Source organism: Pseudotenacibaculum sp. MALMAid0570 (assembly GCF_040151415.1).
Classification (GTDB): Bacteria; Bacteroidota; Bacteroidia; order Flavobacteriales; family Flavobacteriaceae; genus Polaribacter.
In genome coordinates, this window is sequence record NZ_JBDKWF010000045.1 from 145,155 (window position 1) to 166,413 (window position 21,259).

At 31.5% G+C, this 21,259-nt stretch carries 19 protein-coding genes; 12 read left to right on the forward strand and 7 right to left on the reverse strand.

The genetic code is table 11. From position 1 onward, the window contains the following. Positions 1-15 precede the first annotated feature (15 nt). On the forward strand, positions 16-2,481 hold the full coding sequence (locus tag AAON49_RS03900; RefSeq protein ID WP_349552788.1) for a zinc-dependent metalloprotease: 2,466 nt from the start codon (positions 16-18) through the stop codon (positions 2,479-2,481). Between the two features lies 1 nt (position 2,482). On the opposite strand, the gene AAON49_RS03905 is transcribed toward AAON49_RS03900, so the two are convergent. After that, complete coding sequence (locus AAON49_RS03905; protein WP_349552789.1) at positions 2,483-3,754, reverse strand: DUF2851 family protein; 1,272 nt, start codon at positions 3,752-3,754, stop codon at positions 2,483-2,485. 130 nt (positions 3,755-3,884) lie between these two features. Here AAON49_RS03905 and AAON49_RS03910 point away from each other — a divergent pair, with 130 nt between their 5' ends. The 11 genes from AAON49_RS03910 (at position 3,885) to AAON49_RS03960 (ending at position 13,336) form a co-directional block, all read left to right on the forward strand. Beyond that, on the forward strand, positions 3,885-4,517 hold the full coding sequence (locus AAON49_RS03910; protein WP_349552791.1) for an NAD(P)H-dependent oxidoreductase: 633 nt from the start codon (positions 3,885-3,887) through the stop codon (positions 4,515-4,517). A 53-nt stretch (positions 4,518-4,570) separates the two neighbouring features. Continuing rightward, positions 4,571-6,037 carry an aminoacyl-histidine dipeptidase gene (locus AAON49_RS03915; protein WP_349552793.1) on the forward strand — a complete coding sequence of 489 codons (1,467 nt, stop codon included), beginning with the start codon at positions 4,571-4,573 and terminating at the stop codon, positions 6,035-6,037. A gap of 186 nt (positions 6,038-6,223) precedes the next feature. Next, a complete protein-coding gene (locus AAON49_RS03920) occupies positions 6,224-7,006 on the forward strand; it encodes a ParA family protein (RefSeq protein ID WP_349552794.1) in 783 nt (260 codons plus the stop codon). Then, a complete protein-coding gene (locus tag AAON49_RS03925; protein ID WP_349552796.1) occupies positions 6,990-7,871 on the forward strand; it encodes a ParB/RepB/Spo0J family partition protein in 882 nt (293 codons plus the stop codon). Before AAON49_RS03920 ends, AAON49_RS03925 begins: the two co-directional genes overlap by 17 nt. 75 nt (positions 7,872-7,946) lie before the next feature. Continuing rightward, positions 7,947-8,450 carry a DUF5683 domain-containing protein gene (locus tag AAON49_RS03930; RefSeq protein ID WP_349552798.1) on the forward strand — a complete coding sequence of 168 codons (504 nt, stop codon included), beginning with the start codon at positions 7,947-7,949 and terminating at the stop codon, positions 8,448-8,450. Between the two features lie 72 nt (positions 8,451-8,522). Continuing rightward, complete coding sequence (gene dapB / locus AAON49_RS03935) at positions 8,523-9,233, forward strand: 4-hydroxy-tetrahydrodipicolinate reductase (protein ID WP_349552799.1); 711 nt, start codon at positions 8,523-8,525, stop codon at positions 9,231-9,233. A gap of 56 nt (positions 9,234-9,289) precedes the next feature. Further along, the gene (lepB, locus tag AAON49_RS03940) at positions 9,290-10,873 is read left to right on the forward strand and encodes a signal peptidase I (protein ID WP_349552801.1); all 1,584 of its coding nucleotides are present in this window, start codon (positions 9,290-9,292) and stop codon (positions 10,871-10,873) included. Between the two features lie 4 nt (positions 10,874-10,877). Next, positions 10,878-11,495: a WbqC family protein gene (locus AAON49_RS03945; protein WP_349552803.1), complete on the forward strand. Its 618-nt coding sequence runs from the start codon at positions 10,878-10,880 to the stop codon at positions 11,493-11,495. A 31-nt stretch (positions 11,496-11,526) separates the two neighbouring features. Continuing rightward, the gene (locus tag AAON49_RS03950; protein ID WP_349552805.1) at positions 11,527-12,102 is read left to right on the forward strand and encodes a Crp/Fnr family transcriptional regulator; all 576 of its coding nucleotides are present in this window, start codon (positions 11,527-11,529) and stop codon (positions 12,100-12,102) included. Positions 12,103-12,308: 206 nt separating this feature from the next. Beyond that, positions 12,309-12,893, forward strand: coding sequence for a Crp/Fnr family transcriptional regulator (locus tag AAON49_RS03955; RefSeq protein WP_349552806.1), 585 nt, complete (start codon positions 12,309-12,311; stop codon positions 12,891-12,893). A gap of 131 nt (positions 12,894-13,024) precedes the next feature. Beyond that, positions 13,025-13,336, forward strand: a complete 312-nt coding sequence (locus AAON49_RS03960; RefSeq protein ID WP_349552808.1) for a DUF6122 family protein — start codon at positions 13,025-13,027, stop codon at positions 13,334-13,336. Here AAON49_RS03960 and AAON49_RS03965 read toward each other — a convergent pair. From AAON49_RS03965 to AAON49_RS03990, 6 genes are all read right to left on the reverse strand, one after another. Beyond that, complete coding sequence (locus tag AAON49_RS03965; RefSeq protein ID WP_349552809.1) at positions 13,333-14,796, reverse strand: lipopolysaccharide biosynthesis protein; 1,464 nt, start codon at positions 14,794-14,796, stop codon at positions 13,333-13,335. The genes AAON49_RS03960 and AAON49_RS03965 overlap by 4 nt on opposite strands. Before the next feature lie 3 nt (positions 14,797-14,799). Continuing rightward, positions 14,800-15,882, reverse strand: a complete 1,083-nt coding sequence (gene wecB, locus AAON49_RS03970; protein ID WP_349552811.1) for a non-hydrolyzing UDP-N-acetylglucosamine 2-epimerase — start codon at positions 15,880-15,882, stop codon at positions 14,800-14,802. Continuing rightward, a complete protein-coding gene (locus tag AAON49_RS03975; protein ID WP_349552812.1) occupies positions 15,879-17,156 on the reverse strand; it encodes a glycosyltransferase family protein in 1,278 nt (425 codons plus the stop codon). Before AAON49_RS03975 ends, wecB begins: the two co-directional genes overlap by 4 nt. Then, a complete protein-coding gene (locus AAON49_RS03980) occupies positions 17,153-18,343 on the reverse strand; it encodes a glycosyltransferase family 4 protein (RefSeq protein ID WP_349552813.1) in 1,191 nt (396 codons plus the stop codon). The genes AAON49_RS03975 and AAON49_RS03980 overlap by 4 nt, the downstream gene beginning before the upstream one ends. Before the next feature lie 152 nt (positions 18,344-18,495). Next, positions 18,496-20,907 (reverse strand): YfhO family protein, encoded by a 2,412-nt coding sequence (locus AAON49_RS03985; protein ID WP_349552814.1) that lies wholly within the window; start codon positions 20,905-20,907, stop codon positions 18,496-18,498. 1 nt (position 20,908) lies between these two features. Continuing rightward, positions 20,909-21,166, reverse strand: coding sequence for a DUF4834 family protein (locus AAON49_RS03990; protein ID WP_349552815.1), 258 nt, complete (start codon positions 21,164-21,166; stop codon positions 20,909-20,911). Positions 21,167-21,259: the final 93 nt, after the last annotated feature.

Genomic DNA, 21,259 nt, shown 5'->3' on the forward strand with positions numbered 1-21,259 from the left:
TATATCATTCATACAATGAAACGAATATTACTTCTTGCAATCATCTTATGTATTGCTGTCCCAACTTCAAGTATCGCGCAAAGCGCAAGAGTTAAAAAAAAACGTAAGGATAGAAAAAATAAGTCCAAAGAAATAGCAACTCAAAAACCTAAGCCTAAAAAGAAGACAATTAAATACAATGACTTTGTCAATAAATCTACGAAGACAGACAAAGGGTTATTTGACGTTCATGAGACAAAAGGTAAATTTTATTACGAGGTTCCTAACGAACTTTTAGGAAAAGAAATGCTATTAGTTACACGCCTGAAAGACATCCCTTCTGGATTAGGTGGAGGCTATGTAAATGCAGGAAGCAAAATAAACACGCAAGTAGTAGTTTGGGAAAAGTTTAAAAAGAAACTTTTACTCAAAGTACGATCTTTTAGTGCTGTAGCTGAAGATAGCTTACCCATATATAAATCGGTAAAAGCAAATAATCTAGAACCTATTATTTATGCTTTTGATATCAAAACCACAAATCCTGATTCTACAGCCACATTGGTGGATGTTACCAAGTTTTTCTCTACAGATATAAAAGCTATCTCAGGTTTACCAGCGCGATTTAGAAGAATGTACAGGGTACGAAGATTAGATGCAAGTAGAAGTTTTATTAACGCAATTAGGAGTTACCCTAAAAACATAGAAGTTATTCAAGATTTTACATTTGATGCAGACAATCCTCCTAGCAATCAAAGTACAAACACAATTACCATAAGAGTAAATCAATCTATGATTATTCTGCCAGAAAAACCTATGATGCCTAGAATTTTCGATAAACGAGTTGGATATTTTACGGTACGAAATGTTGACTATAGCTCTGAAGCTTTAAAGGCTGATGCAAAACAATACATTAGACGTTGGAGACTAGAACCTAAAGACCCAGCTGCTTATGCACGTGGTGAATTGGTAGAACCAAAAAAACCTATTGTCTACTACTTAGATCCCGCAACGCCTAAAAAATTAAGGAAGTATATCAAACAAGGAGTTGATGATTGGCAAAAAGTATTTGAATCCGCAGGATTTAAAAACGCTATTATGGCCAAAATGCCTCCTACCAAAGAAGAAGATCCTGAGTTTAGCATGGAAGACATTCGCTATTCGTCCATAAGATACGTTGCAAGCACAACTCGAAATGCAGTAGGCCCAAGTGTTTCTGATCCACGTTCTGGCGAGATTATAGAAAGTGATATTATATGGTATCACAACCATTTACGTTCTTACAGAAATCGTTATTTACTTGAAACAGGAGCTGCAAATCCATCTGCTAGATCATTAGATACGCCAGATGAAGAAATTGGTGATATGATGCGAATGGTAATTGCTCATGAAATTGGTCATGCACTAGGATTGCCTCACAACATGGCTGCAAGTTATGCTTATCCAGTAGACTCTTTACGTTCTGGATCATTTACTCAAAAAAATGGAATAGCTGCAACTATTATGGATTATGCACGATATAATTACGTAGCACAACCAGGTGATAAAAACATTCGCTTTATTCGTCAATTAGGACCTTATGATCACTATTCTATCAATTGGGGATATCGAATAATCCCAAATGTTAATAGTCCAGAAGACGAAGTAAAAACACTTGATCAATGGATTGCAGAAAAAGGAAACGATCCTGTTTATAAATTTGGAATTCAACGTGGAGGAAGCAGAGCTTTTGATCCCGAATCTCAAACTGAAGGAATTGGTAATGATCAAGTAAAAGCTAGTACATACGGAGTGAAAAATTTAAAAATAGTTGCTAAAAATTTACAAAGTTGGACCTCAGATCAAACAAACAATTATGATGACTTAGCTGAACTTTACGGTGAGCTTTTAGGGGTTTACAGTAGATATTCTGGTCATGTTACTGGTGTAGTCGGAGGTGTTGCTGAGTACAACAAAAAACCTTCACAATCTGGTAATGTATATGTAACTGTTTCCAAAGCAAAACAAAAAGAGGCAATCAATTGGTTGTTGAAAAATGTTTTTGCGACACAAGACTGGATTATGCCAACCGATATTTTAAAGAATATAAACCCAACTGGATATGCAGAAAGAATTTTAGGATTGCAAAATAGACAATTGTATAGTTTATTAAACGTAAACAGAATGCAAAGAATGGCCAATTCAGAAGTAACTCAAAAAGAGTTCTACTCTCCTACTGATATGATTAGAGATTTACGAAGAGGCATTTTTTCTGAAACAAATGCACAAAGAAATGTAGATGTTTTTAGAAGAAATTTACAGAAATCATTTATAGAAAGGATGAGAACATTAATGACTACAAACAATGCTCAAAATTCCGATTTGTTTTCAATAATTAGAGGAGAATTAACTACCTTAAAAAGTCAGTTAAGAACTGCTAGTAATAGAGGAGTAAATAGAATTACGAAATATCATTATAGAGATTGCATTTCTAGGATTGATGATGTTTTAAACCCTAAAAAGTAAGTTAATTCCTTACCAACTTATTTCCTATTGCGCATTGTAAACATCGTTTCTTTGCGCAATAGTTATTTTTAAGTTCAAGCAAAGCCTGTGTTTCAAACGCATTTTTTGCTTCAATCTTAAGCTCACTAAACTTCTCTATAATACCATTCTTCTCTGGCTTCAATAACCTAACCATCGCAATAAGTTCCTCTTCATTGAGTTGTTGAATAGATTTTAAATAGCAAAACTTTAAAGGAATAATTGTATTGATAATTATGAGATCAATAAAATTTTTTGTTAATCGTTTTAAAGATCTTTTAGATTCTTTTGAAAAAGTATAGTGGTTTTTCCAGAACTCATCAACTTCAATTTCAAATAAATTATAAACCTCTTTAATACTTTTACAATTCATAATTTTTGAAAACAGGTCTCTATTCTTAGTATACAAAACAGAAAGTTGGGCTATTCGGATGGTAGGAAAATTTGAAGGTCGCATTCGAAAAAACAGAAACTGATTCTCAGGCATTGGATTCAAATTATATTTGTGTTTTATATACTGATACTCCTCTTTCAATTTTCTACCATAAGATTCATTAAACTCTTTCTCTAAAAAACCAGCTTGACCAAAAAGCAAAGCTTCAAATCTTGTTTGATCATATGCTTCCTTCCTAACAATTGAAAAAGGAATAGAACTTGCCATTTGCATAAAAGCATCTCCATTTTTGTTCAATCCAAAACTCTTAGCAATTAAAACAAATAGTACTGCTTCCCAATCATTCTTTGTTTGTTTCAATAGTTTGAGAATGTTAGTAGATTTTTTTTCTAATCTTTCTATATACAAACATTCCAACCAATGACTAAGAGTAAATTCATCTATATCTTTAAGCTGTTTTTCACAAGGAATCCAAGATACGTTTCTACCTTGTAACTGCTGATAATTTTTCAAAACAGAAGGAGTTACAATAGACTTCAATTCTAATGTTGGTAATGGTTTGTTATTCTTCATAAAAACATCTACATCATGGCTCCATACTACATGTAATATTACAGAATCATAATTATCATCTGTTTCATGATTGTGAAAATACCAATCTGAAGATTTCAAATGAATTTCAATATTCCCAATCCATAATTGATTTTCAATTCGTATTCGTCCACATGAAAAATCTGGACCCGAATCAGAATTATATATACCAGTATGAATTACAGATAAAGATTGTTGGCAAGTTGTTTTGAGACGAGAACTATCCAATAACTGATAGTTCCACACATAGTGTAGAAAATCTTCCTTCATAGCTTAATTCTTTGATTCCCAAGATACAAAAAATCTAAAAAGAGGTTTTCTATAGAATTATCGATTTAATTAATACTAAAAAAGAAAACAGGTGAAATTTCCATTGTATTTTTGCCACAAACAAAAACAAATGGATAGTATCAAAAGTTTAAAATGGCGCTATGCTGTTAAAAAATTTGACGACAATAAATATTTATCACAAGAACACATCAATGCATTAAAAGAAGCTTTTAATTTAACGGCTACCTCTTATGGATTGCAACCAATAAAACTGGTAATACTTCAAAATAAAAAAATTCAAAAAAGTTTAGTAGAGCATAGCTGGAATCAACAACAAGTTGCTCAAGCTTCTCATGTATTAATCTTATGTGTAGACACCAACTTGAATGAAAATGATGTAGAAAAATACTTTGAAAGAGTGCAAGAAATTAGAAACACTCCTGATGAAATCATCAACCCTTTTCGAGATTATTTAAAACAAGTTATTTCTGAGAGGAGCAATCAAGATTTAATCTCATGGGCAAAAAATCAAGCATATTTAGCACTAGGAAACTTACTTACAGTTTGCGCAAATGAAAAAATAGATTCTTGCCCGATGGAAGGTTTTATTCCAGAAAAATATGACGAAGTTTTAGATTTAAAATCAAAAAACTTAAGCTCTGTTTTGGTTTTACCTGTAGGTATTAGAGCTAATGATGACTACATGAAAGACCAGAAAAAAGTGCGTAAAAAATTAGCAGAAATAGTTGTAGAAATCTCTTGATTCTCAAATCCATTTTTATACATTTGATATCAACTTAACTTAAAATCCTCCATATGAATTCTGATATCAGACAATTAGAACCTACTGCACTTTGGAATCATTTTTCTGACCTAAATGCTGTTCCTAGACCTTCAAAAAAAGAAGAGCGTGTTATCCAATTTATGGTTGATTTCGGGAACAAACTAAATCTAGAAACTATTGTTGATTCTGTTGGAAATGTAATCATCAAAAAACAAGCCACTAAAGGGTTTGAAAACAAGAAGGCCATCGTGATGCAAAGTCACTTAGACATGGTTCATCAGAAAAATTCTGATACAGTATTTGATTTTGATAATCAAGGAATTAAAATGCTTATTGAAGATGGTTGGGTTACTGCAGATGGCACTACCTTAGGTGCAGACAATGGATTAGGAGTTGCAGCTATTATGGCTGTACTTTCTTCAACTACTATTTCTCATCCTGAAATTGAAGCTCTATTTACTATAGACGAAGAAACAGGAATGACGGGTGCTATGGGACTAAAAGGAGGTCTCTTAGAAGGAGAGATTCTTTTAAATCTCGACACTGAAGAAGATGATGAAATTGATATGGGATGTGCTGGAGGAGTAGATGTTACAGCAAAAAAAACTTATAAAGAAGAAAATATTCCAGATAAAACAATTGCCTTCAACATAGCAATTACTGGATTACAAGGAGGTCATTCAGGAATGGATATTCATAAAGGTTTAGGAAATGCCAACAAAATAATGAATCGCCTTTTATACAGTGGCTTTGAACATTTTGGACTGAGAATTTCACAAGTAAATGGAGGAAGCCTAAGAAATGCTATTCCAAGAGAAAGTTTTGCAACTTTTATAATTGATGAAATATCTAAAGAACCTTTCTTATTTGAAATTGATGCTTTAATTGAAACCATCAAAAAAGAATACAAAACAACTGAACCCAATCTCTCAATAGAAGTATCTTCTGCAGATATTCCCAACAATGTAATGGGTCTACAAGCGCAAGAAGGTTTTATTAAATCTATTTATGGTGCTTTGAATGGAGTATACAAGATGAGTGCTGATATGGAAGATTTGGTAGAAACTTCAAACAACATAGCCAAAGTAGTTGTAAAAGAAGGAACAATACAAATCGATTGCCTTACCAGATCATCATCAGAATCTTCAAAATATGACTTAGCAAATTCTTTACGTTCAACATTTGAATTGGCTGGTTTTGAAGTAAGCTACTCTGGTTCATACCCTGGATGGGAACCCAATGTAGATTCAGAAATTCTGAAAGTTCTTACCCACTTATATGAACACTTATTTCAAGAAAAACCAAATGTTGTGGCCTGTCATGCAGGTTTAGAATGTGGAATTTTAGGTCAGAATTACCCCAATATGGATATGATCTCTTTTGGACCTACTATTACTGGAGCTCATTCACCAGATGAAAAAGTAAATATTGCATCAGTGCAAAAGTTTTGGAAATTCTTATTAAAAATATTAGAGAATATTCCAGAAAAAACAAGTTAAATCTTTTACGATTAATTTGTAGCTAAACAAGAAAAACAATTCAAATAGATTTGTTTGATAACTTTAAGAAACAAGCCTTAACATTAAGTAAAACAAAGGCTTAAAGTTTTATCTTTTTGTTAACATCTTTGCTTTCTAAAAATCGTATTTAATCGTAAATTTACTTGTTGAAACCAATAATCTTTCATGGGTAAAATTATTGCTATTGCAAATCAAAAAGGCGGAGTTGGAAAAACAACAACATCCGTTAATTTAGCTGCATCTTTAGGGGTCTTAGAAAAGAAAGTACTCTTAATAGATGCTGATCCTCAGGCTAATGCTTCATCGGGTTTAGGCATGGATGTAGAATCTGTTACCGCTGGCACCTATCAAGTATTAGAACATACTGTATCGGCTAAACAAGCCATTCAAAAAACCGAATCACCTAACCTAGATATTATTGCTGCTCATATCGATTTAGTTGCTATAGAAATTGAATTGGTAGACAAAGAGCGAAGAGAATACATGTTGAAAGACTCTTTAGATGAAATAAAACACGATTATGATTATATTATCATTGATTGTGCACCGTCTTTAGGATTAATTACTTTGAACTCTCTGGTAGCAGCAGACTCTGTAATTATTCCTATTCAGTGTGAATATTTTGCTCTAGAAGGATTAGGAAAGCTTCTAAACACTATTAAAAGTGTTCAAAAAATTCACAATCCAAAATTAGACATTGAAGGACTTTTACTAACCATGTTCGATTCGCGCTTACGTCTTTCTAATCAAGTAGTTGATGAAGTTCAAAAACACTTTAGTACAATGGTTTTTGATACAATTATTCGAAGAAATACACGTTTAGGAGAAGCACCTAGTTATGGAGAAAGTATTATTGCTTACGATGCAACAAGTAAAGGTGCCGTAAATTATTTAAATTTGGCAAACGAACTCTTAAAAAAGAATCAGTATTATGGCAAAGGCTCATAAGAAGCAAGCGTTAGGTAGAGGACTTTCAGCCTTATTAAAAGATTCAACTGATATTAATTCTGTTTCAGATAAGAATGCAGATAAGGTTGTTGGTAATATTATAGAAATAGAATTAGATTCTATAGAAGTAAATCCTTACCAACCTAGGACTTATTTTGATGAAGAAGCATTACGAGAACTTGCAAGTTCTATAAGAGAACTAGGAGTTATACAGCCCATTACCGTTAGAAAAGTAGGCAATGCTTTTCAGCTGGTTTCTGGTGAACGAAGATTTAGAGCTTCTAAGTTAGTAGGCAACAAAACTATTCCTGCTTATATAAGAATTGCTAACGATCAGGAAATGCTAGAAATGGCATTGGTAGAAAACATCCAGCGTAAAAATTTGGATCCAATCGAGGTAGCACTTTCTTACCAAAGACTAATAGAAGAAATTCAGTTAACTCAAGAAGAGTTAAGTATCAGAGTTGGTAAAAAAAGATCTACTGTAACTAATTATTTGAGGTTACTAAAACTAGACCCTATATTACAAACCGGAATGAGAGATGGTTTTATTTCAATGGGTCATGGAAGAGCCTTAATCAATGTTGAGAATTCTGAAGATCAATTAAATATCTACGAAAAGATTTTAAGAGAAAAACTGTCTGTACGACAAACAGAAGATTTAGTTAAGAGCTTAAAATCTGGTACAATTGCTAAACCAAAAAAGAAAGCCCTTCCTAAGTACATCAAAGAAGGAGTTTCTCAAATAAGCGGATATATTGGCCATAAAATAGATGTGAGCGTGAATTCTAAAGGAAAAGGAAAGATTTCTATTCCTTTTCATTCTCAAGAGGATTTTGAAAGAATCAAAAACCTATTAAAGTAAGTGCTTCAAAGATCAATCATATCAACACTATTTATATTTCTTGTTTCCTTTTACAGTTTTGCACAGAAAGATTCTGTGAACGTAAAAAGTAACAAAAAAATCTCGCTGACCGATTCATACAATCCTTTATCTCCATCTAAAGCAGCTTTTTACTCAGCTATCTTTCCTGGAATGGGACAGATTTATAATAAAAAGTATTGGAAAGCTCCTATTGTTTGGGCAGCTTTAGGAACTAGTACATATTTATATCTAGACAACAATAGTCAATACAAAAGATATAGAAGAGCTTTTAAACAAAGAGAGGCAGGATTACAAGACGAATTCACTCTTGATAACGGAAATGTAATTATTTCAAGAGATGGTTTGATAAGTGCTCAAAGAACTTTACGAAATAACAGAGACTTATCATTACTTTCAACAGTATTAATTTATGTATTGCAAATTGTTGAAGCGAGTGTAAATGCTCATTTATTACAATTTGACACAGGTGATAACTTGTCTGTAAAACCAATTATGATTCCAGACCCAATAAGAGTGGAAGCTCCAACTTTTGGGTTAAGACTTAAATACTCTTTTTAATTGAGACCTTTATGATTAAAATTATTTTACATTATAGGTTCGATATATCAAGAAAACAATAAAAAACAACGCATGAAAATTGCATTATTAGGCTACGGTAGAATGGGTAAAGAAATCGAAAAGATTGCTTTACAAAGAGGTCACGAAATAGTGTTGAAAATATCTGAAGAAGAAGAATATGACATTAGTATAGCAGATGTAGCAATAGATTTTAGTATTCCTTCGGCTGCTTTTCAAAATATTACCAATTGTTTTCGAAATAATGTTCCAGTAATTTCTGGAACCACAGGTTGGCTTGAAAAGTACGAAGATGCTGTAAAAATTTGTGAAGAAAACAATGGAAGTTTTATTTATGCTTCTAACTTTAGTGTGGGTGTGAATATCTTTTTTGAGTTGAATAAACAACTCGCTAAAATGATGGGATCTCTTAGCGAATATTCTATTTCTATGGAAGAAATACATCATACAAAAAAGTTAGATGCTCCTAGCGGAACTGCTATCACACTTGCTGAAGGAATTATAGAAAACTCAAACAAACAAGATTGGAATTTAGAAGAAAATAATATTAGCAACAATCTAAAATCGATTCCGATTGTAGCCAAGAGAATACCTGAAGTTCCTGGAACCCATAGCATCGATTATAGTTCTGAAGTAGATTCAATAGAGATTAAGCATACTGCACATAATAGAAAAGGTTTTGCCTTAGGAGCTGTTATTGCTGCTGAATGGATTATTAACAATACTGGAGTACATACTATGAAAGATGTGTTAAACATAGGTTAAATACCGTAACATTTTCTTTTATTTGTAACGAATAGCTAAAGCAAAAAATATAGAATATGAATTTTACTGAATGGTTTCTTTTTTTCCTTGTCATTCAATTGATACATTTTGCAGGAACATGGAAATTATATGTTAGAGCTGGAAGAAAAGCTTGGGAAGCTGCAATTCCTATATACAATGCAATTGTATTAGCAGGAATTATCAAAAGGCCTAAATGGTGGGTAATTTTATTGTTTTTCCCAATTGTAAATCAACTAATGTTTCCTGTTTTTTGGATAGAAACTGCTCGTAGTTTTGGTTTCAACCAGAGAAAGGATACGATTTTGGTTGTACTTACCTTAGGACTGTATATATTTTATATTAATTATGCTACCGATGCTGCTTATAAAACAGACCGAAGTTTAAAACCTAGAACGTCGCTTGGCGAATGGGTTAGTGCAATTGCTTTTGCTATTATTGCTGCCACTATGGTGCATACTTATTTTATGCAACCTTACGTAATTCCTTCTTCTTCTTTAGAAAAAACGTTATTGGTTGGAGATTATTTGTTTGTAAGTAAATTTCATTATGGTGCAAGAGTTCCTATGACTACTGTAGCAGCACCTATGATTCACGATACAATTCCGCTCACAAAAAAGAAATCTTATTTGTTTAGCGACAATTATGAAAAGAGAGAAACAGCTTTAAAAAACAAGCTGCAACTCCCTTATATGAGAGTTCCTGGTTTTCAAAAAATCAAAAGGAATGAGATTGTAGTATTCAATCAGCCAGCAGATACATTGTTGGACATGAATGAGTTTACACCCGACAGAAATTACTACAAACCTATAGACAAAAAAACAAATCTAGTAAAACGCTGTGTCGGAATCCCTGGCGATTCATTAGAAATACGAGATGGGTACATTTACATTAATGGAAAGAAAACCGTTTTGCCAGACAGAGCCAAACCACAATATAATTTTATTGTTGATACTAAAGGTCAGACAATTAATGCAAATGATTTAATTGATAGATATGGAGTCAGAGAAGGTGGACAAATGAGAAATGGAAATTACTTTCTAACTCTTACTGACAAAGAAGCTGAAAAACTTAGAAAACATTCTAAAGTAACTTCTGTAACCAAAACAATAAAACCAAAAGGAGAGTCAGATTCAGAAATATTTCCTCATGTACCTAGCTTGGGTTGGAATTCAGATAATTTTGGTCCAATCTTTATTCCTAAACAAGGTACAACAGTTAAATTAGACGAATACTCAATGCCTTTTTACAAAAGAGTTATTTCTGAGTACGAAGGAAATCAATTGGATATTATTGGCAATAATTACTTTATCAATGGAGAAAAGGTAGATTCCTATACATTTAAGCAAGACTACTATTGGATGATGGGAGATAATCGTCAGAATTCTGTTGATGCAAGACGATGGGGGTATGTTCCTTTTGATCATGTAGTAGGAAAACCTGTACTTATTTGGTTTAGCAGAGATACTAAAACAGGTGAGATTCGTTGGGATAGAATGTTTTCAACCGTTGGAGGAGATGGAGAACCTGTTTCATACTTAAAATATGTTCTTATTGCTTTAGGATTATATCTACTCTATAGCTTTTTCTTAAAAGGAAAACTTAAGAAAGCCAAGAAGTAATATCATGGCTCTTTTCATTCCCACATACTTCTCTCCTATTTCTCAATACGGAATGATTTTTCAATCTGATCATCTTGAGTTTGAAGTAGAAGACAATTTTCAAAAGCAAACCTATAGAAACAGATGCTATATATATGGTGCCAATGGAAAGCAACTATTGAATATCCCTATCACACATTCTAAATCTGAGCTGAAACAAAAAACAAAAGATATCCTTATTGAAGAAGGCTCTAATTGGCAAAAGCAACATTATAAATCCCTAAAAACAGCTTACAATAGTTCTCCTTTTTTTGAATTCTACGAAGATGATCTAATGAAGATCTTTTCTGCAAATTATAAGTATTTATTAGATGTAAATATTGATAGCTTCTTATTTATCAATGATGCTTTAGAGCTTTTAAAACAACACTCTTTAACAGAAGAATACGTTGATAATGCTTCAAAAGATTTTAGGAATTTAGCAAGTGTAAAAAAGCATCCGAAGACTAACTGCGCATCCTATATTCAAGTATTTGATGACAAATTTGGGTTTCTACAAAACCTATCTATTTTAGATCTACTATTTATGGAAGGACCTAATACAATTAGTTTTTTAGAAAAAGTTAACGTAACTTTGGAATAGCCCCTTTCTTAATTAGGTATAAAATTGAATCGTGGGAACAATTAAGGACTTTGTCTCAATTTACCATCCTTTATCACCAACATCATTAAGAAAGTTCGAAAAATTATTTACCAAAAAGAACTTCAAAAAAAATGATGTCTTGTACAGGACTGGTGAAGCCTCAAGCAAGTTTTTCATCATGGTAGATGGATTTGCTAGATCTGTCTTAATTGATAAGAATGGAAAAGAAAAAACACGGTCAATTTTCAAATCCCCTGCAATATTTACCTCTTTAATTTCTAGTCTAAATGCAGAACCATCTGTAGCAGAATTTAATTGCCTTACAGATGTAACCCTCTTTGAAGGGAACTTCTTAAATTTTATTGAACTTACAAAAAAGCATCATGATATTAGCATTCTTTACAACAGATGCTTAGAGGAAGCTTTTATAAATATGGAAGACAAAGCAACTATTCTGTCTACATTAAATGCAACCGAAAGATATTTACATCTAAAAGAAAGAATTCCAGATATTGAAAATATGATCCAACTTAATCATATTGCCTCTTACTTAAATATAACTTCTATTCAGTTGAGTAGAATTCGTAAAAAAATTTTCTCTAAATAATCGGTCTAAACATAGGTTTATTATTATTCCTACTTAAGTTATTAATTTTGTAGTTGAGTTTTAACCCCCTGAAACTTCATTAGTCCCCCGACTAAAAGGCTTGTCATTTAATTGAACAAGCCTTTTTTTTATTTTTAAGATTTCTTTTAGAAAAAAAAGAGTTACCTTATGACGTCTTAGATTCTACCTCCTAGTCAGAATTAAGTATGAAAAAACTAATTGATGCAATATCGGAGTTTTCTCATTTGTCAGAACAGAGTAAAAGACAATACGCAGAACTCCTAGAAATCAAGGAGTTAAAAAAGAAGGACAAAATAGCCAATCTAGGAGAAATCCCAACTAAATTTTTTATTTTAACTTCAGGTATTGTTAGATCTTATGTGACTGATGAGAAGGGAAAAGAATTTATTCGTTCCCTATATATTCCTACTCGAGCTATTGGAGCATTTACTGCTTTAATACAACAAAAACCTACAGAAATTATTTATGAATGCCTAACAGACTGTAAAGTTTTAGTGGGAGATTTTCAACAGTTTAAAAAACTTGCAGCTGAAAACTTAGAGATCGCAACTCTTTACAATAAAGTTTTGGAGCGCATTTTTATTAGAATGGAAAAAAGAATATTTGAATTATCTATATTAAATGCTAAACAACGATACCTTAAACTTAAAAAGCATATTCCTGATATAGAAAACTTAATCCCTCAATATCATATAGCTTCTTACTTAAATATCACACCTGTTCAGTTGAGTAGAATTAGAAAAGACTTATATAAAAAAATATTAACATAAGTTAATAATAATCATTAAAACTTTTACTACTTTTATATCGTAATATTTCCCCCAAGAAATTATTATTTTTACCCATATTTAGAAAACTTGCTTTTTTTAAGGCAAGTTTTTTTTATGCATAAAGTTTTAAAATGCTAGAAGTTAAGTTTATTATACATTATAGCTTACATTTCTTAGTTCCACTAGGATTAGCTATTCTTCTGTTTAAATCTAAATGGAAACAAGTATATCTTATTTTCTTACTTACTATGCTTGTTGACTTAGATCACTTAATAGCTAACCCGATTTATAATCCAAATAGATGTAGTATAAACTTTCATCCATTACATTCCTATTACGCAATAGCTTTGTATTTATTTTTACTGTTTTTTAAAAAAACTAGGGTTGTTGCAATTGGGTTGCTAATGCATATGATAGCAGATGGAATAGATTGTTTTCTTTAAATCTTTATAAATCTTGAAACCAATCTGTTGATTTCTGGTGATATCTTTAATCTTATTGAAATCACTAAATACACAATTGTTATTAGTATAGATTTAAGAGCGATATTAATTAGTGGGTGAAAATTAAAGTTCCAAAAATAAAAAGCTCCAAATAAAGCAGCAATAATAAATAACATTATCAATGTCTTATTAGTAAATGGCACCATTTTAAATTTGTAATACACAAACCATAGTTTTATGCTATTAAAAAAGTAAATCGTTAAAAAGGTAGCTATTGCTAATCCTTCTGTACCATAATCCAATCTAAAATAAAAGAGTTTGTTTAAGAAGTAAACAGAAAGTGCCATTCCAACACTTAAGGGTAATATAATTCGGTAAAATTTAGAATTATTAATAATATCTCCATTATTTCCTAAAAGCATATGGTATAGCTTTACTAATGAAATAAGTAGCACTACCAATTCACCTCCAGAATACCCTTCAGGCATCAATTTAAAAAGTTCATGAACTCCACAGTTAATTAGTAAAAAGAATAAGCCTCCAATAAACAAAAGATTTATAGAACTTCTCTTGTAAAGAGAATTTACTTCCTTTTCATCATTTTCATTAAGTGTTTTCGATGTTAATGGCTGTAAAATTTGACGCATAGCTCTACTAGGTGCTTCAATAAAGCTTCCTATAAAAACAGCCACAGAATAGTAAGCGGCTTGCTCAAATGTTTCTTTTCCAGGAATCATTACTTTATCAATATCTAATATGATGGCTCCTGCACTTCCCGCCAATATAATGTATGCTGAATATTTAACAACTTCAGAAAAGTTTTCTGGTACTTGAAAACTGAACTTTGGAAGATATAATTTAAAAGCATAAATCATCATTACAAGTGTTCTTAGGATATAAGCTCCTGTAAGGATGTAAATAAATTCTGGCTTTGTAATCCAACCAAAAAATACAGAAATTAGTAAGATCATTACAACAGCTCTATTCCAGAATTCTTTTAAAACGTTTCCAAAAACGGATTGCAACTGTACTTTTGCCCAAGCGTAAAACACTTCAAAATAGGCACAAGACAATGCTACAATATAAATAACGGGTGTATAATCTTTTGCAAAAATTTTATTCTCTTCTGGACAAAAACTCATGATCCAATCGTGAAAAGAATCCCATAAAAACCCCGTAGGAATAGCTACAAAAAGAGGAAAAAACAAGATAATTGACATAAACTTATCTCTCTCTTCTTTCTCTTTGTATGCTGAAAAAAACTTGATAATAGTAAAATGAATTCCTAAGGCTATTAAAGGCATAAATAAATTAGATGCAGATAATAGAAAACTTACTAAACCATAATAATCAGAATCAAGGAACCTAGGGTAAAAAATTATGGTGTTGATCCCCCCAATTAAAAATCCTAAATAGATAATTAATGAGTTTTTAAATGATTGTTTAAATATAATTCCCAATACTTATTGTATTAATTTGTAAATGGATTGATATATCTTCTCACCAACATTATTCCCATAAAGTTCTAGAGAGAAGTCTTTATTAGAATTTGTATATTTTTTATAAACTTCTAAAAGTAAGTTTTTGTTGCTTCCTACAACCTCTGCAAAACCATTTTCTACCAATTCTAACCATTCTGTTTCATCTCTAGCAATTACACAGTGTTTTTTATTAAAGAAAGCTTCTTTTTGTAATCCACCACTGTCGGTAACAACCATTAAACAATTCTTTAATAGTTCTAACATCGAGTAATACCCAACAGGATCTATTAATGTGATTTTTGGTGCAATGCTATTTTCTTCTAAAATACTCTTTGTTCTTGGATGCAATGGTAAAACAACAGGGTGTTGCTTATGAATTTCTTCTAAGGCAGAAAAAATAGATTTTAGTTTTTCTATATCGTCAGTATTTTCTTGCCTGTGGATTGTAGCTAAAACAAATTTTTCTTTTGTAAGAGCTAAGTCTTCAATTATGGATGATTTTTCAGAAGAAAACTGGCTGTAATATTCGGCAGCATCCTTCATAATATCTCCATGTTTTTCTATTTGAATAGGCAGATTTTTATAACCTTCTCTTTCTAAGTTATTAATGGCAATTTGTGTTGGACAGCTTAACAAATCTGAAATTCTATCTGTTAAAATTCTATTCACCTCTTCGGGCATTTTCATATTAAACGATCGTAATCCTGCTTCAATATGAACTACCTTAATATCCATTTTTTTTGCGGCCAAAGCTCCTGCTATAGTAGAATTTGTGTCTCCATAGATAACAACTGCATCTGGTTTTTCTTTTAGCAAAATAGATTCTATTCCTTCTAACATTTTTCCAGTCATGGCTCCATGACTCATGCTATTAATATCTAAGTTGTATTTAGGTTTTGGAATCATCATTTCGTCGAAAAAGACATCACTCATATTCATATCGAAGTGTTGACCCGTATGTACAATTACCTCTTGTATAGCATTGTACTTTTTAATCACTCTACTTAAAACAGCTGCTTTTACAAATTGGGGTCTTGCCCCTAAAACAGTAACGATTTTCTTCAATTCTTCTCGATTGTTTGGTGAATAACTTTGGCTAGTTTTCTTGTTAGTTCTTTTCTGTGATATTTCTGAATGTCTTTAGAATTTACAACCAATTTATTCTTCTTAAATAATTTGTAAAGCTCTAAAATATGCTTCTTTAACTCACGTTTGTTTTCAAATCCGAATATTTTACCTGAATCTGTTTGATTTAAGATATCTGCAGCATCACCATCTTCAGGCCCAATTGCTAAGATAGGGCGTTTTGCTTGTAAATATTCAAATATTTTACCTGTTATAATTCCCTTTGCTTTTGGTACATTATTTATACATAGTAAAAGTAATTGTGTAGAGTTTTGATATTTCTGAATTTCATGATGGTTTAAATATCCTAAATTATCCACATTGTTTTCTAGGTCTAGAATACTTTTTTCTACTTCGATAGACACTTTCCCTATCAAACGTACTATAAGATCAGATTTAAAATCTTTATGCTCATCACATAATTCCTTCAAAACATTCCAAAGAACTTTTGGGTTCCTGTCTGAATTCATCATTCCAACGTGGGTAATTGTAAAAGAATCGTCTAAAAAAGGTGTATCTTTTTTGATCTCATTATCATACCCATTGGTAATAACTACCGTATTTTTATTTAAAGAGGAAAAGTAATCCTTCATAGCATTTCCTATAACTATAATTTGATCAGAATATTGCGCTACCTCTTTTTCAAAATCTTGATGTTTGTTTAGTGACGCTTTTGTTAATGGTAAATGATGAAAGTAATCGATTTCTGTCCAAGGATCTCTAAAATCCGAAATCCACTTCATATTTAATTCTTTTTTAAGTTGTAAACCTATAAGATGTAAGCTATGTGGTGGACCTGTTGTAATTATCAAATCAATACCTTGATTGGGTATGTGTTTTTTCAGAAACTTTATTGAAGGTTTTATCCAAAATTTCCTTGCATCAGGAATAAAATAATTAGCTCTTATATAACGTAATGCTTTTCCTAATATTCCTGGTTTTGGATTTAAAAAACCAGCGCTACTTTTTTTGTTCTTAGTTCCTAAGAATGCACCAAAATTGTTAGGCTCAAAGATTTTTCTACGAATGACTTCTACATTTTTTGGAATCTCTTTTTCCAGTATATCATCTTGAATTGCATAACTAGAATTCTCAACAGTATATATAACAGGAGTAATATCAAAATCTTGTAAATATTTTACAAATTTCAACCATCGTTGTACTCCAGAACCTCCAGCAGGAGGCCAATAATATGTTATAATTAGTACTTTCAAGCTTTTAAATTATCATACAATTTAAGAAGTTCTTTGGAAGTACGTTCCCAAGAGAATTCTTTCTCTATAAATTCTTTTCCGTTACTTCCTAATTCTTCACACTTCTCTTTATCGTTATATAATTCCATTACTTTTTTAGTAAAATCTTCTACATCTTTTTCTTTATGTATTAGTCCAGATTTAGATGATTCTACAATTTCTTTTTGAGCTGTTGCATTACTAACTAATAATGGTTTTCCAAAACTCATATATTGAAAAATTTTATTCGCATAAGCAACATCATGCTGTATACTTCTGTAAAGAGGTGAAATACACAAATCACTAGCAACTATATAAGAAGGAAATAAAGAAACATCTTGCCAACCTTCAAACTCAACATAATCTTGCAATTTTAATTTTCTTACCTCCTCTTTCAAGATAGGATCTGTTGTATTCTTCCCTACAATAACCAATTTAAATCCTTTAATTTTTTTACTTAGTTTACTTGTTGATTTAATTGCAGTTAACAACCCTCTTCTAATATGCGTATCCCCTAAATATAACACAACAAAGTTCTTTTTGTATTTGTCTTCTATTTCATTATCTATAATAGCTTCTTTGTAAAAAGACTCTCTAACTGTATTTGGAACAAGGATTACATCTTCCTTATTGATGTTGGTCCTTGTTAATACATCAGAAACAAAACCTGGAGATACAGTAATTACTTTTTCAGATTTCTTGATAATCTTTTCTTCATTTTTCTTCCATCTTTTTGGAGAGATAATATATTTTCCAGGAAACTTTTTTAGATGTGGATAAGACTTCATGTTTTCAGGGAAATTATCATGTAAGTCTAATATAATTTTAAGTTTGTGAAATTTATTTGCGCTGAATACTGCTTCCGCAATTCTGATATCATGAACATGTAAAACCTCTACTCGTGTATCTTTGATAAAATGATGAATTTTCTTTTTCATCAAAATCCTATAAAAAGGAAGATCATAAGAAAGAGCAGAAAGTTTATACTCTAACTTATTAGATTTATATCTTACGACCTTAATTCCATTGATAACTTCTTTTGCTTTCTGATTTCCATAAGTAAGACAAAATAAAAACACTTCGTGTCCTCCCTTTATTAGAGTAATAGCTTCATTTTCTACTCTAGGATCAGGAGGAAATATTTTATCGAGGATCATTCCTATTTTCATACCTATAAATCTAAATACATTATTAAAAATGAAATGATAAACAAAGAATAAAGTTAATTATGAATCTACACAAATGTAATTATATAAAACAAAAAGAGAGCTCTTAGAGTTCTCTTTTTAAAACTTTGCTCAGTAATTCAAAGCAAATATATCTAATTCTTAGTTTTTCTTTTATCAATAAAGAACCATCCTAATGGAATTAATAACAATAAGAAATAAGATACTAATGAAATTGTGCTTCCTGTTTGAATTACTTTAGGTTCAAATTTAAACTCTATGGTATGTTCTCCTGCAGGAACTTTTAATCCACGCAAAACATAGTTCACTCTATAGTGTGATTCTAATTCACCATCTATATATGCATTCCAACCATCTTTATAATAGATTTCTGAGAATACAGCAAACTGATCTGAAGTCGTATTAGATTCATACTTCAAATGATTCAATGCGTATTCCGTAATCTTTATAGAAGCTATCGAATCTGTTTTAATTTTAAAATCAAACTTTTCCTTCAAGCCATTTATATCTATTGTAGCTTCAGTTTTGGTTTTTAAACTATCTAAAGCTATAATTTCTTCATCAGCAGAATTTACTGTTTTTATAGAATCTACGAACCATGCATTTCCATTTGCTTCAGGATTAATTTGAACTTGTTCTTTTCCTCCTTGAGCGGGAAAAATAAAGTACTTTATATTTAACATGTTTAGTACCTCTCTATTGTTCTTAGCCATCTGAAACTCTATCAAATCTTGATATCTTCCCATTTTTGCAGCATGATATCCTCCAATTGATTTATGATAATAAGAAGTTCTTCCATCCTGAAAAGGATCTGTAGTAAAATTAGCTACTCTATAATGAGTTTTGTCTTTTTCTATTTCTATATCTGCCGGAGATTTCACGAAAGGTTTATCTACTTTTCTAGCTAATGTAAAATCCTCAGCATTTACATATCGTAAGTTGACCTGAACCAAATCAAAAACAGTCAATGCAACTAAGGCAATAATTGTTTTAGTATAATCTATTTTCTTTTTTATATATAACCAGCACAATCCAAAACTTATTCCTATTAATACTATGGTTCTAAAACTATCTGAATATAATAATGATTTTCTATCGGCAATTACAGCATCTATTAGTCCTTCATACTGGGCGTAGTTAGCATCTCTTATTCCTTCAAAAGTAGAAAAACCTAAAGCATATAACAATCCAACAATTACAAGACCGCCGGTAACATACAATGCTTTTTTGAGGGCTTCAATTTTTTGAGAATTATCAACCTTTGAAAAGAAAAACTCTTTAATTGCCAAAATTCCAAGGAGAGGAACACATAGTTCTGCAACTACTTGAAAGGAAGAAACTGCCCTAAACTTGTTATACAAAGGCATGTAATCAATAAATAAATCGGTTAGGAAGAAATTCTTTCCCCAACTCATAGCTATTGAAAATATTGTAGCAGATACTAACCAGTACTTAAGTTTCCCTCGCACTAAAAATACACCTAAAAAGAAAAAAAAGAAAATAACGGCTCCTATATATGCTGGTGCTTCTACATAGGGTTGGTCTCCCCAATATGTTAATATTCTTTCAACAAAACCTTTTGCCTGTTGAGGACCTGCAATAGACTCTACAAACTCATATGTATATGAATCTTCCCCAAGTGTTTCATAGGTTCCCCCTCCCATATACCTGGGCACTAACAAGTTGAAAGTCTCATCAATGCCATAGCTATATTGTGTAATATAATCTCTAGACAATCCGTTTGTTATTTCTTTTGGCGTTCCATCAGGATTGATAGTTAGCTCCGTTTTACCACGTGTACTATAATCTGCATATTCTTTGGTTGCCATTAATCTTGTGGCATTCACACCAACAGCAACAATCATCGCTATAATAAGAGTTGCTGATTGAGTCACAAATAAAGGAATCTTCTTCTTCTTAATAGCATCTATCAGTTCTACAATTCCTAAAATTAAAATCACAAACAAGAGGTAGTAAGTCATTTGTGGGTGACTAGCTTTTATCTCTAAAGCCATTGCTAAAGAAGTAACCGAAAAACCTATCAAATATCTTTTTTGAAAAACCCACAATACTCCTGCCAATACCATTGGCATGTAAGCAATAGCATGTGCTTTAGCATTATGTCCTGCTCCAAAAATAATAATCAAATAGGTTGAAAAACCAAAGGCTAAGGCTCCAAGTATTGAGAGTTTCCAATCTATTTTTAAAGCAATTAGTAAAAGATAAAAACCAAGAAAATATAAAAACAGATAATCTGCAGGTCTCGGTAAAAATCGTAAAAAACCATCAAGTTTATTCACATAATCATTGGGGAAATAAGTCCCAATTTGATAAGTAGGCATACCACTAAAAGCGCTTTCAGCCCAATAAGGTTCTTCTCCTGTAGCTTTTCTAAAGTCGTTGACTTCTTTTGCCATTCCAATATGTTGTGTAATATCGGATTGGGACATTTTTTGTCCCTTTAAAACTGGGTGAAAATATAGCAATGCAGCAATAACAAACACTGCTAAAGATATTAGGTGTGGTAAAAATTTCTTGAAGTTCATATTAGTCGATTTCCTCAAAATCTACATACTCTCCTACTGTATCGTTTCCTTGTTTAGTTGCTCCTGGCTTTCTATCAATTACAGTTTCTCCATCTCTGGCTGTAGTAGAGTTTTGTCTTTGTTGGTTATATTGTTGTTGCGCTTTTTCTTGCATTTTGCTAACCATTCTCTTCATTAAAACGGGTGCAAATAATCTAGCTAAAAAGCGAAAAGCGTAGTATACTAATAGTATAATTAAGAGTGTTCTAAGTAAGCCCATGAATCCTGCTTCCTGTATGAGTTTTTTAAATTAACTTCAAAAGTAACAATTTGAAGATAATTGATACGTTAATAGATTACAAAACTTTAAAGT